This is a genomic window from Gilliamella sp. W8128 (assembly GCF_016100545.1).
Taxonomy (GTDB): domain Bacteria; phylum Pseudomonadota; class Gammaproteobacteria; order Enterobacterales; family Orbaceae; genus Gilliamella; species Gilliamella apis.
Window position 1 is genome coordinate 76,812 of record NZ_JACFSE010000009.1, and the last position, 13,978, is coordinate 90,789.

Consider the following 13,978-nt stretch of genomic DNA (forward strand, 5'->3'; position numbering starts at 1 on the left):
TGTCAATGCTGTTACATAAAAAAATTTACTATAAAAAGTACAAAGCACAAATTTCGAGTAATGTTTACTATATAACCGATATTGATTGTAACCTAATTAGAAATTTTATGTTAGAATAGCAAAAATTTTATTGTTTTTATATTTATAAGAGGAAGTCTCATGTCTATCATTAGAATGCAAGATCTTGATCTAAAAGGGAAACGTTTATTTATTCGCTCAGATCTTAATGTGCCTGTTAAAAATGGTAAGGTTACTTCAGATGCGCGAATCAAAGCATCATTACCTACTATTGAAGAAGCCATTAAAAAAGGTGCTAAAGTAATGGTTACTTCTCATATTGGCCGACCAACTGAAGGCGAATATAACCCAGAGTTCTCTTTACAACCTGTGGTTGATTACTTAAAAGAACATGTTTCTTTCCCTGTTCGTTTAGTTAAAGATTACCTTGATGGTGTTGATGTTAACGAAGGTGAACTTGTCGTTCTTGAAAACGTACGTTTTAATGTTGGTGAAGGTAAAGATGATGAAACTTTATCTAAAAAATATGCGGCTCTTTGCGACATTTATGTAATGGATGCGTTTGGTACTGCTCACCGTGCTCAAGCTTCAACTCACGGTGCTGGTAAGTTTGCTCCAGTTGCTTGTGCAGGTCCATTATTAGCTGCTGAACTTGATGCATTAGGTAAAGCACTTGATAATCCAGCCCGTCCGATGGTTGCGATTGTTGCTGGTTCTAAAGTATCAACTAAATTAACAGTTCTTGATTCTTTATCAAAAATCGCTGATCAAATTATTGTTGGTGGTGGTATCGCTAATACCTTTATCGCAGCTGAAGGCTATAATGTAGGTAAATCACTTTATGAAGCTGATTTAATTCCTGAAGCGAAAAAATTAATGGCTAATTGTCATATTCCAGTTCCAACTGACGTTCGTGTAGCAACAGAATTTAGCGAAACAGCAACGGCAACTGAAAAATCAGTTAAAGATGTGAAAGAAAATGAACAAATCCTTGATTTAGGTGATGAGTCAGCAGAAGCGTTAGCTGATATTATCAAAAAAGCAAAAACCATTTTATGGAATGGCCCTGTCGGTGTGTTTGAGTTCCCTAATTTCCGTCGTGGTACTGAAATTGTTGCTAAAGCAATTGCTGATAGCCAAGGATTCTCAATCGCTGGTGGTGGTGATACATTAGCTGCAATTGACCTATTTGGTATTGAAGATAAAATTTCTTATATTTCTACTGGTGGTGGTGCATTCCTTGAGTTTGTTGAAGGTAAAAAACTACCAGCTGTTGCAATGTTAGAAGAGAGAGCAAAAGCTTAATATTCTATTTTGATAAGAAGGATGAGCCAATTACTCATCCTTTACTTTTTATATAAATAAATCTATAGGAATTAAAATGGCTACAAAGATTTCTGATGTCGTTAAACCTGGTGTTGTTACTGGTGATGATGTACAAAAAGTTTTTCAAATCGCGCGTGAGAATAATTTTGCTTTACCTGCTGTTAACTGTGTTGATACAAATACAATTAACGCAGTAATTGAAACTGCAGCTAAAGTTGGTTCAGCTGTAATTGTTCAATTTTCTAATGGCGGTGCTCAATTTATCGCTGGTAAAGGCTTAAAATTAGATGGACAAGAAGCTGCTGTTTTAGGTGCGGTTTCAGGTGCTAAACATGTTCACCTAATGGCCGAAAAATATGGTGTGCCAGTTATTCTTCATACTGACCACTGTGCTAAAAAACTTCTTCCATGGGTTGATGGATTACTTGACGCTGGTGAAGCTCACTTTGCTAAAACAGGTAAACCTTTATTCTCTTCTCATATGATCGATCTTTCCGAAGAAACATTAAAAGATAATATTGATATTTGTTGTCAATATCTTGCTCGTATGTCTGCGATGAAAATGACATTAGAGTTAGAATTAGGTTGTACTGGTGGTGAAGAAGACGGCGTAGATAATAGTCATATGGATAGTTCTGCATTGTATACACAACCAGAAGATGTTGCTTATGCTTATGAACGTTTAAGCGAAATTAGCCCACGTTTTACTATTGCTGCATCATTCGGTAATGTTCACGGTGTTTACAAACCAGGTAACGTGAAATTAACGCCAAAAATTTTAGATAATTCTCAAAAATATGTATCTGAGAAATTCAATTTACCAGCTAAATCATTAAACTTCGTTTTCCATGGTGGTTCAGGTTCAACACAAGAAGAAATTGCTGAAGCAGTTAGCTATGGTGTTGTTAAAATGAATATCGATACTGATACTCAATGGGCAAACTGGGCTGGTATTTTAGATTACTACAAAGCAAACGAAGCTTATCTTCAAGGTCAATTAGGTAACCCTGAAGGTGTTGATGCGCCGAATAAAAAATATTACGATCCACGTGTATGGTTACGTAAAGGACAAGAATCTTTAGTTGCTCGTTTAGAACTTGCATTTAAAGAACTTAACGCTATTGACGTACTGTAAAATTTTCTAATATTTTTTATTGTATATAAAGAAGCAGAGCAATAAACTCTGCTTTTGTTTTATCCTTCAACAAATAAATGTTGCATTTTTGTATTAGTTATAGGATAATTTCGCCCTCATTTAACTTAGGGGAGCTGTCTATTTATTAATAGCTATTATTAATAGAAGCGTTTGCACCCGAGAAAAGGAAACTAAAATGGCAAAAAAAGTACAAGCCTACATCAAGTTGCAAGTTGCAGCTGGTGCAGCAAATCCTAGTCCACCAGTTGGTCCAGCACTTGGTCAACACGGTGTGAATATTATGGAATTCTGTAAAGCATTTAACGCTAAAACAGAAAGCATGGAAAAAGGTTTACCTATTCCTGTAGTTATTACTGTATATTCTGACCGTTCATTCACTTTTGTAACTAAGACTCCTCCTGCTGCAGTATTATTAAAGAAAGCGGCTAAAATCAAGTCTGGTTCTGGTGAACCGAATAAGAAAAAAGTCGGTAAAGTAACTAGCGCTCAAATTCGCGAAATCGCTGAATTAAAAGCTGCTGATATGAATGGTGCAACCATTGAAACGATGATGCGTTCTATCGAAGGAACTGCACGTTCAATGGGCTTGGAAGTGGAGGGTTAATTCATGGCTAAATTATCTAAGAAAGCTAAACTTATCCGCGAAAAAGTAAACGCAACTAAACTATATGATATCAATGAAGCAGTCGCTTTATTGAAAGAACTTGCTACAGCTAAATTCACTGAAAGCGTTGATGTTGCTGTTAATTTAGGTATCGACTCACGTAAATCAGATCAGAATGTACGTGGCGCTATCGTTCTTCCACATGGTACAGGACGTAGTGTTCGTGTTGCTGTATTTACTCAAGGTGCAAACGCTGATGCTGCTAAAGAAGCTGGTGCTGAATTAGTTGGTATGGATGATCTAGCAGATCAAATCAAGAAAGGCGAAATGAACTTTGACGTAGTTATCGCATCTCCAGACGCAATGCGTGTTGTTGGTCAATTAGGTCAAATTTTAGGACCTCGTGGCTTAATGCCAAACCCTAAAGTTGGTACTGTAACACCTAACGTTGCTGAAGCGGTTAAAAATGCTAAAGCAGGTCAAATCCGTTACCGTAATGATAAAAATGGTATTATCCATACTACTATCGGTAAAGCTGATTTTGATGCAGATAAACTTAAAGAGAATTTAGAAGCATTACTTGTTGCTTTAAAACGTGCAAAACCAGCATCTTCAAAAGGTGTATTTGTGAAGAAAGTTAGTCTTTCTACTACAATGGGCGCTGGTGTTGCTATCGATCAAGCAACTTTAAATGCATCTGTTTAATTAACAATTAAACAAAGAATCGGTTGGTGTCTGGCCTTAACCAGACCCCGTCCAAGACCGTAGGTGTAATTGATATTTAATTACTTAATTTTCCTACGTAGACGGTGACAGAACCTGATAAGATATAATACAGGAATTCTGCTCATCGTGATTGTGCTAGCTACATTTGTAGTTAGTTAAAGTAATTCTAGGCTTTGCCTAGTTTAATCCAGGAGCAATACCAATGGCACTAAATCTTCAAAATAAACAAGAAATTGTTGCTGAAGTTAATGAAATAGCCAAAGGTGCGCTATCTGCAGTTGTTGCTGATTCTCGTGGCGTAACTGTAGAAAAAATGACTGCATTACGTAAATCTGCTCGTGAAGCTGGTGTTTATATGCGTGTTGTTCGTAACACCTTATTACGCCGTGTTGTTGAGGGAACTCAATACGAGTGTTTAAAAGATACGTTTGTTGGTCCAACTCTAATTGCGTTTTCAAATGAGCACCCAGGTGCTGCAGCGCGTATTTTTAAAGCGTTTGCAAAAGAAAATGATAATTTTGAGATTAAAGCCGCAGCCTTTGAAGGTGAGTTGATTACTGCAGCGAACATTGATCGCTTAGCAACATTACCTACTTATGAAGAAGCATTAGCTCGCTTGATGTCAACCATGAAAGAAGCCGCAGCTGGCAAATTGGTTCGTACTCTTGCAGCGGTTCGCGATCAAAAACAAGCTGCTTAATAGCAGTATGATTGTGAATTTTATTAATTAAAAAAATGTAAATTTGGGAAACTATATTATGTCTATCACTAAAGAACAAATTTTAGATGCAGTTGCTGAAATGTCTGTAATGGATGTTGTTGAACTTGTATCTATGATGGAAGAAAAATTTGGCGTTTCTGCAGCAGCAGCTGTAGCAGTTGCAGCAGCGGGTCCAGCTGAAGCAGCAGAAGAAAAATCTGAATTTGATGTAATCTTAAAAGATGTTGGTGCTAACAAAGTAGCTGTTATCAAAGCAGTTCGTGGTGCAACTGGTTTAGGCTTAAAAGAAGCTAAAGACCTTGTTGAATCAGCTCCAGCAACTGTTAAAGAAGGTGTTAGTAAAGCTGACGCAGATGAACTTAAAAAGGCACTTGAAGAATCTGGTGCAGTTGTCGAACTTAAGTAAGTTTATCGATAACAAGCTAACTGGCTGGGGGTTTTATACCTCCAGCCTTTTTGCGCTGTAATAAGTCAAAGAATTTTATTTGAAGATTATCAATAAAAAGTAATAAAGAAATAATATATTTATTAAGCCTAATCATTTGATATTTATAGATATTTTCGATGAGGTGTCAGGCGTTATTATTTCGTAGTACCCTGATGAATATTTAATCATGCTAAAATAGCAGATAAGCAAGTTGAGGAACTAATGGTTTACTCTTATACCGAGAAAAAACGAATTCGTAAGAATTTTGGTAAGCGTCCACAAGTCTTGGATATACCGTATCTTCTTTCTATTCAACTTGATTCGTTCCAGAAGTTTATTGAGCAAGACCCTGAAGGTCAATATGGTTTAGAAGCCGCTTTTCGTTCAATATTTCCGATAAAAAGTTATAGTGGTAGCGCTGAGTTACAATACGTGAGCTTTAAGATGGGCGAACCTGTATTTGATGTAAAAGAATGTCAAATTAGAGGGATCACTTACTCAGCACCATTGCGCGTTAAATTACGTTTAGTTATTTATGATAAAGATGCGCCAGAAGGAACAGTTAAAGATATTAAAGAGCAAGACGTCTATATGGGCGAAATTCCTTTAATGACTGACAATGGTACGTTTGTGATTAACGGTACAGAACGTGTTATCGTTTCACAATTACACCGTAGTCCAGGTGTGTTCTTTGATAGTGATAAAGGTAAAACACACTCTTCTGGTAAAGTTTTATATAATGCTCGGATTATTCCTTATCGTGGCTCTTGGCTTGATTTCGAATTTGATCCAAAAGATAATCTTTTTGCTCGTATTGACCGTCGTCGTAAACTTCCTGCAACAATCATTTTGCGTGCGTTAGGTTATGAAACTGAAGAAATTTTAGATATGTTCTTCGAAAAAACTATTTTCGAAGTGGGCAAATCAAAATTAAAAATGGATCTTGTACCAGAGCGTTTACGTGGTGAAACAGCGTTATTTGATATTGAATCAAAAGGCAAAGTTTACGCAGAGAAAGGTCGTCGTATTACAGCTCGTCATATTCGTGAGCTTGAAAAAGATAAAGTAACTAAGATCGATGTTCCAGTTGAATATATTGTTAATAAAGTATTAGCGAAAGATTATGTGAATCAAGAAACTGGTGAAGTTGTTGCTTTTGCTAATACACCAATTTCATTAGAACTATTGCTTGAATTAACTAATGCAGGCTATAAGAAAATTGAAACATTATTCACTAATGATTTAGATCATGGTGCATTTATTTCTGAAACCTTAAATGTTGACTCTACTCGAGATCGACTAGGTGCATTAGTTGAAATTTATCGAATGATGCGTCCTGGTGAGCCACCAACAAAAGAAGCAGCTGAAGCTTTATTTGATAACTTATTCTTCTCTGATGAGCGTTATGACTTATCAGCAGTAGGTCGTATGAAGTTTAATCGTTCTTTAGGACGTGACGATATTGAAGGCGAAAGTGTCTTAACTAAAACTGATATCGTTGATGTAATGAAGAAATTGATCAGCATTCGTAATGGTCATGGTGAAGTCGATGATATCGATCACTTAGGTAACCGTCGTATCCGTAGTGTTGGTGAAATGGCTGAAAACCAATTCCGTATTGGTTTAGTTCGTGTAGAACGTGCGGTAAAAGAACGCTTATCTCTAGGCGATCTTGAATCATTAATGCCACAAGATATGATTAATGCTAAACCAATTTCTGCGGCAATTCGTGAATTCTTTGGTTCTAGCCAGTTATCTCAGTTTATGGATCAAAACAATCCATTATCTGAAATTACGCATAAACGTCGTATTTCAGCATTAGGTCCTGGTGGTTTAACCCGTGAACGTGCCGGATTCGAAGTACGTGACGTACATCCTACCCATTATGGTCGTGTATGTCCGATTGAAACACCGGAAGGTCCAAACATCGGTTTGATTAACTCATTAGCGGTATATTCTCGAACTAATGAGTATGGATTCCTTGAGACTCCATATCGCCGAGTGGTTGATGGTGTGGTAACTGATGAAATTAACTATTTATCAGCAATCGACGAAAGTGAATTTGTTATTGCTCAGGCTAACTCAAATCTTGATGACGATGGTCGTTTTAAAGAAGATTTAGTGACTTGTCGTTTAAATGGTGAGTCTGGTTTATATAGCCCTGAACAAGTCCATTATATGGACGTATCAACACAACAAATCGTATCGGTTGGTGCTTCATTAATTCCATTCTTAGAACATGATGATGCTAACCGTGCATTGATGGGTGCAAACATGCAACGTCAAGCGGTACCAACGTTAAAAGCAGAAAAACCATTTGTTGGTACTGGTATGGAACGTGCAGTAGCAGTTGACTCAGGTGTAACTGCAGTTGCTCGTCGTGGTGGTACAGTACAATATGTTGATGCTTCACGCATCGTAATTAATGTTAACGATGATGAAATGTATGCTGGTGAAACAGGGATTGATATTTATAATTTAACTAAATATACCCGTTCAAACCAAAATACTTGTATTAACCAAATTCCATGTGTGGAATTAGGTGAAAAAGTTGAGCGTGGTGATGTCCTTGCTGACGGTCCATCAACTGACTTAGGTGAGTTAGCTTTAGGTCAAAACATGCGTGTGGCATTCATGCCATGGAATGGTTATAACTTTGAGGATTCTATTTTAGTTTCTGAAAAAGTGGTACAAGATGACCGTTTCACTTCGATTCATATTCAAGAATTATCTTGTGTATCTCGTGATACTAAACTAGGTGCAGAAGAAATTACCGCCGATATTCCAAATGTGGGTGAAGCGGCTCTTTCTAAACTAGATGAATCAGGTATTGTTTATATTGGTGCTGAAGTTAAAGGTGGCGATATTCTGGTTGGTAAAGTAACACCAAAAGGTGAAACACAATTAACACCAGAAGAAAAATTACTACGCGCTATTTTTGGTGAAAAAGCGTCAGATGTTAAAGATACTTCACTTCGTGTACCAAATGGTGTTTCAGGTACAGTTATTGATGTTCAAGTCTTTACTCGTGATGGTGTACAGAAAGATAAACGTGCTCTTGAAATTGAAGAGATGCAACTTAAACAAGTTCGCAAAGACTTAACAGAAGAACTTAAAATCCTTGAAGCAGCATTATTTGCTCGTATTCGTGATGTATTAATTTCTGGCGGTATTAAAGCCGACAAATTAGATGCCTTACCACGTGAAAAATGGTTAACTATTGGTATTGCTAATGAGAGCAAACAAGCGCAATTAGAGCAACTTGCTGAACAGCATGATGAAATTAAAGCTGAGTTTAACAAAAAACTTGAAGCTAAACGTATGAAGATCACTCAAGGTGATGATTTACAACCTGGTGTTCTCAAAATCGTTAAAGTCTACTTAGCTGTTAAACGTCAAATTCAGCCTGGTGATAAGATGGCTGGTCGTCATGGTAACAAAGGGGTTATCTCTAAAATCAACCCAATTGAAGATATGCCATATGATGATAAAGGTCGCCCAGTAGATATCGTATTAAATCCTCTAGGTGTTCCTTCTCGTATGAATATCGGTCAGATTTTAGAAACTCACTTGGGTATGGCGGCGAAAGGTATTGGTCAGAAGATCGATGCAATGTTAAAAGAACAGCAAGAGTTAGCTAAATTACGTGATTTCATCCAAAAAGCTTATGACCTTGGTTTAGGTGCAGCGCAAAAAGTCAATGTTGCTGAATTTACCGATCAAGAAGTGATGACTTTGGCGCAAAATTTACGTAATGGTATGCCACTTGCAACACCAGTATTTGATGGTGCAAAAGAGCAAGAAATTAAAGCATTACTTGAACTTGGTGATTTACCAACTTCAGGTCAAATTACCTTGTTTGATGGTCGTACCGGTGAGCAATTTGAACGTCCAGTAACTGTAGGTTATATGTACATGTTGAAATTGAATCACTTAGTTGATGATAAGATGCATGCTCGTTCTACAGGCTCATATAGTTTGGTTACACAGCAACCGTTGGGTGGTAAAGCTCAATTTGGTGGTCAACGTTTCGGTGAGATGGAAGTGTGGGCACTTGAAGCATATGGTGCAGCTTATACCTTACAAGAAATGTTAACTGTTAAATCAGATGATGTGAACGGTCGTACTAAGATGTATAAAAATATTGTAGATGGTGATCATCGTATGGAACCTGCGATCCCAGAATCATTTAATGTATTGTTAAAAGAGATTCGTTCGTTAGGTATTAATATCGAGTTAGATGAAGAGTAATCTTAGCTAGCTAAAATGATTTCTATTTATAAGGGATAACTTATCAGTAATGATAAGTTATCTAATTGATTTAACTCCATAGGAGTCAATTGTGAAAGACTTACTAAAGTTTCTAAAAGCACAAACAAAAACTGAAGATTTTGATGCTATCAAGATTGGCCTTGCCTCTCCTGATATGATTCGCTCATGGTCTTTTGGTGAAGTTAAAAAACCTGAAACAATCAACTATCGTACGTTCAAACCTGAACGTGATGGATTGTTTTGTGCGCGTATTTTCGGGCCAGTTAAAGATTATGAATGTTTGTGTGGAAAATATAAACGTTTAAAACACCGTGGTGTTATTTGTGAAAAATGTGGTGTAGAAGTCACACAAGCTAAAGTACGTCGTGAACGTATGGGCCACATTGAACTTGCATCACCAACTGCACATATTTGGTTTTTAAAATCATTACCATCACGTATTGGTTTATTACTTGATATGCCACTTCGTGATATTGAACGAGTGCTTTATTTTGAATCATTTATGGTTCTTGATGGTGGCATGACTAATTTAGAACGTGGGCAAATCTTAACTGAAGAACAGTATTTAGATGCGTTAGAAGAGTTCGGTGATGAGTTTGATGCACGTATGGGTGCAGAAGCTATTCAAGAATTATTACGTAATATTGATGTTCAATCTGAATGTGAAGTATTACGTGATGAACTATCAACCACTAATTCTGAAACAAAACGTAAAAAGTTAACTAAAAGAATTAAGATCATTGAAGCATTTATTCAATCAGAAAATAAACCTGAATGGATGATCTTAAATGTGTTACCTGTGTTGCCACCAGATTTACGTCCATTAGTACCATTAGATGGCGGTCGTTTTGCAACATCAGACTTAAATGATTTATATCGTCGTGTAATCAACCGAAATAATCGTTTAAAACGTTTATTAGATTTAGCTGCACCAGATATTATTGTACGTAACGAAAAACGTATGTTACAAGAATCTGTAGACGCATTGTTAGATAATGGTCGTCGTGGTCGTGCAATCACTGGTTCAAATAAACGTCCACTAAAATCACTTGCCGATATGATTAAAGGTAAGCAAGGTCGTTTCCGTCAAAACCTATTAGGTAAACGTGTAGACTATTCAGGCCGTTCAGTAATTACTGTAGGTCCATACTTACGTTTACATCAATGTGGTTTACCGAAGAAAATGGCTCTTGAACTATTTAAACCATTTATTTACGGTAAATTAGAGCGTCGTGGTTATGCAACAACCATTAAAGCTGCTAAGAAAATGGTTGAACGTGAAGATGCAATTGTTTGGGATATCTTAGATGAAGTTATCCGTGAACATCCGGTATTATTAAACCGTGCACCAACACTTCACAGACTAGGTATTCAGGCATTTGAACCTATCCTAATTGAAGGTAAAGCGATCCAATTGCACCCATTAGTTTGTGCGGCATTCAATGCTGACTTCGATGGTGACCAAATGGCGGTTCACGTTCCATTAACGTTAGAAGCGCAATTAGAAGCGCGTGCGTTAATGATGTCAACCAACAATATTCTTTCGCCAGCAAGTGGTGAGCCTATTATCGTTCCATCTCAGGACGTGGTATTAGGTCTTTACTACATGACTCGTGATAAAGTCAATGCTAAAGGTGAAGGCATGGTATTAACCGGCCCTAAAGAAGCAGAAAAACTGTATCGTTTAGGTCTAGTTGAATTACATGCTAAAGTTAAAGTACGTATAACTGAAAGCCATCGTAACAGTATTGGTGAATGGGAAGATACAACTTCTGTAATTGATACTACTGTTGGTCGTGCTATCTTATGGTTAATTATGCCTAAAGGCATGAGTTTCTCAGTTATCAATCAGCCGCTTGGTAAAAAAGCGATTTCACGAATTTTAAATATTTGTTATCGCCAATTAGGCATGAAAGAAACTGTTATTTTAGCTGACCAGGTTATGTATACCGGCTTTGCTTATGCAGCTCGTTCTGGGGTATCAGTTGGTATTGATGATATGGAAATTCCTGCTAAGAAATTACAAATTATCAATGAAGCTGAAATCGAAGTTGCAGAAATTCAAGAACAGTTCCAATCAGGTTTAGTAACTGCAGGTGAACGTTATAACAAAGTTATCGATATTTGGGCAGCAGCTAATGAGCGTGTTGCTAAAGCGATGATGGATAACTTATCAACTGAAAAAGTTATTAACCGTGAAGGTAAAGAAGAAGTTCAATCTTCATTTAACAGCATCTATATGATGGCCGACTCTGGTGCTCGTGGTTCTGCAGCTCAGATTCGTCAGTTAGCAGGTATGCGTGGTTTGATGGCAAAACCAGATGGTTCGATCATCGAAACACCAATCACCGCAAACTTCCGTGAAGGATTAAACGTACTTCAATACTTTATCTCGACCCATGGTGCGCGTAAAGGTCTTGCGGATACCGCATTGAAAACAGCGAACTCAGGTTACTTAACTCGTCGTTTAGTTGATGTGGCTCAAGATTTAGTTGTTATTGAAGATGACTGCGGCACGTTAGAAGGTGTGGTAATGACACCTGTGATTGAAGGTGGTGATGTTAAAGAACCATTACGTGAACGTGTATTAGGTCGTGTAACAGCTGAAGACGTATTAAAACCAGGTAGTGCGGATATTTTAATCCCTCGCAATACATTACTTGATGAAAGTTATTGTGATCTACTTGAACAAGAATCTGTAGATAGCGTTAAAGTTCGTTCAGTAGTTTCGTGTGATACTGATTTTGGTGTTTGTGCGAAATGTTATGGACGTGACTTAGCTCGTGGTCACTTAGTGAACAAAGGTGAAGCAATCGGTGTTATCGCTGCTCAATCAATCGGTGAGCCAGGTACACAGTTAACCATGCGTACGTTCCATATCGGTGGTGCGGCATCACGAGCAGCAGCAGAATCTAGTGTTCAAGTTAAAAACAAAGGTAGTATTAAACTAACTAATGCTAAATTTGTAACTAACCCAGATCAGAAACTAGTTATTACTTCACGTAATGCTGAATTAACTATTATTGATGAATTAGGTCGAATGAAAGAAACTTATAAAGTTCCTTATGGCTCGATTCTAACTAAAGGTAATGGTGCAACTGTTGATGCTGGTGAAACGGTAGCAAACTGGGATCCGCATACAATGCCAGTTATTTCGGAAGCGAAAGGTTTTGTTCGTTTTGTTGATATGATCGATGGCCAAACCATTACTCGTCAAACTGATGAGTTAACAGGTTTATCATCTATCGTGATCTTAGATGTAGCAGAACGTACTGGTGTTGGTAAAGATCTACGTCCAGCAATTAAAATTGTTGATGCTAAAGGTAATGATATCTTTGTGGCAGGTACAGAAATGCTTGCGCAGTACTTCTTACCAGGTAAAGCATTAGTACAATTAGAAGATGGTGCGGAAATTAATGTTGGTGATACACTTGCACGTATTCCACAAGCATCTGTAGGTACTAAAGATATCACCGGTGGTTTACCTCGAGTAGCTGATTTATTTGAAGCTCGTAAACCTAAAGAGCCGGCAATTCTTGCTGAAATTGATGGTATTATCTCATTCGGTAAAGAAACTAAAGGTAAACGTCGCTTAATTATCACTCCACTAGATGGTAGTGAACCGTATGAAGAGATGATTCCAAAATGGCGTCAACTTAACGTATTCGAAGGCGAACAAGTTGGCCGTGGTGATGTGATTTCTGATGGTCCTGAATCAGCACATGATATTTTACGTCTACGAGGTGTTAATGCAGTAACTCGTTACATTGTGAATGAAGTTCAAGAAGTTTATCGTTTACAAGGTGTAAAAATTAACGATAAACATATTGAAGTTATTGTTCGTCAAATGTTACGTAAAGCAACTGTTATTCATCCTGGTGGTTCTCGTTTACTTGATGGTGAACAACTTGAAGTTTCACGCTTGAAGATTATTAATCGTGAGCTTGAAGCACAAGGTAAAGAACCAATTGTTTACTTGCATGATTTACTTGGTATTACTAAAGCATCACTTACTACTGAGTCATTTATTTCTGCGGCATCGTTCCAAGAAACGACTCGCGTATTAACTGAAGCAGCAGTTGCAGGTAAAAATGATGAACTTCGTGGCCTGAAAGAAAACGTTATTGTTGGTCGCTTAATTCCAGCTGGTACTGGTTATGCATATCATAAAGAACGTTTGCGTAAACGCGCAATGCCATCTGATGATGTAATTCAACCAACAACTGTTTCAGCTGAGGAAGCTACAGCTAACTTAGCGGAATTATTGAATTCAGCAGAAGAAAATCAATAGATTTTAGATAAATCGACTAAAGTAGCACGTGTTATCACGTGCTATTTTTTTGTCGAGTGTATGGTATATGAAAGGAGTATTAGATGTATATTGTCATGAATCGGTTTAAAATTAAGTTAGGTAGTGAAGACACTTTTATTGAAATATGGCGTAATCGTGATAGCCATTTAAAAGAGATGAAAGGTTTTAGTCGTTTTTATTTCCTTAAAGGTAAAACTTATGAAGATTACACATTGTTTTCATCATATGCTGAATGGGAATCAAAACAAGATTTTGAAAATTGGGTTAATTCTGCTCATTTCAAACATACTCACCGTAATACCGATAGCCGCCCAAATAACGCAGATATCTATTTTGAGCCGGCTCAACTTGAATGTTTTGAAGTCATTATCTAAGTAATTTTTAAACTAAAAAATCAAATTTAAAAATAAGTATTG

The 13,978-nt window shown here is 37.2% G+C and carries 9 protein-coding genes; all 9 read left to right on the forward strand.

Going from position 1 to position 13,978, the window contains the following annotated elements; genetic code table 11:
- Nucleotides 1–159 precede the first annotated feature (159 nt).
- The 9 genes from pgk to H3U97_RS10275 all read left to right on the forward strand — a co-directional run bounded on the left by pgk (nucleotide 160) and on the right by H3U97_RS10275 (nucleotide 13,936).
- Nucleotides 160–1,323 carry a phosphoglycerate kinase gene (pgk, locus tag H3U97_RS10235; protein ID WP_065578363.1) on the forward strand — a complete coding sequence of 388 codons (1,164 nt, stop codon included), beginning with the start codon at nucleotides 160–162 and terminating at the stop codon, nucleotides 1,321–1,323.
- A gap of 76 nt (nucleotides 1,324–1,399) precedes the next feature.
- Nucleotides 1,400–2,479, forward strand: coding sequence for a class II fructose-bisphosphate aldolase (fbaA, locus tag H3U97_RS10240; RefSeq protein WP_065578362.1), 1,080 nt, complete (start codon nucleotides 1,400–1,402; stop codon nucleotides 2,477–2,479).
- Nucleotides 2,480–2,675: 196 nt separating this feature from the next.
- Complete coding sequence (gene rplK, locus H3U97_RS10245; protein ID WP_034884321.1) at nucleotides 2,676–3,104, forward strand: 50S ribosomal protein L11; 429 nt, start codon at nucleotides 2,676–2,678, stop codon at nucleotides 3,102–3,104.
- A gap of 3 nt (nucleotides 3,105–3,107) precedes the next feature.
- Nucleotides 3,108–3,809 carry a 50S ribosomal protein L1 gene (gene rplA / locus H3U97_RS10250; protein ID WP_034901675.1) on the forward strand — a complete coding sequence of 234 codons (702 nt, stop codon included), beginning with the start codon at nucleotides 3,108–3,110 and terminating at the stop codon, nucleotides 3,807–3,809.
- 223 nt (nucleotides 3,810–4,032) lie between these two features.
- Nucleotides 4,033–4,530 (forward strand): 50S ribosomal protein L10, encoded by a 498-nt coding sequence (gene rplJ, locus H3U97_RS10255; RefSeq protein ID WP_034901673.1) that lies wholly within the window; start codon nucleotides 4,033–4,035, stop codon nucleotides 4,528–4,530.
- 58 nt (nucleotides 4,531–4,588) lie between these two features.
- A complete protein-coding gene (gene rplL / locus H3U97_RS10260; RefSeq protein WP_034901671.1) occupies nucleotides 4,589–4,957 on the forward strand; it encodes a 50S ribosomal protein L7/L12 in 369 nt (122 codons plus the stop codon).
- Between the two features lie 243 nt (nucleotides 4,958–5,200).
- Entirely contained in the window at nucleotides 5,201–9,229 is a 4,029-nt protein-coding gene (gene rpoB / locus H3U97_RS10265; RefSeq protein ID WP_086320893.1) for a DNA-directed RNA polymerase subunit beta, read from the forward strand.
- A 91-nt stretch (nucleotides 9,230–9,320) separates the two neighbouring features.
- Nucleotides 9,321–13,541: a DNA-directed RNA polymerase subunit beta' gene (rpoC, locus tag H3U97_RS10270; protein WP_086356815.1), complete on the forward strand. Its 4,221-nt coding sequence runs from the start codon at nucleotides 9,321–9,323 to the stop codon at nucleotides 13,539–13,541.
- An 83-nt stretch (nucleotides 13,542–13,624) separates the two neighbouring features.
- Nucleotides 13,625–13,936, forward strand: coding sequence for an antibiotic biosynthesis monooxygenase (locus H3U97_RS10275; RefSeq protein WP_198198877.1), 312 nt, complete (start codon nucleotides 13,625–13,627; stop codon nucleotides 13,934–13,936).
- Nucleotides 13,937–13,978: the final 42 nt, after the last annotated feature.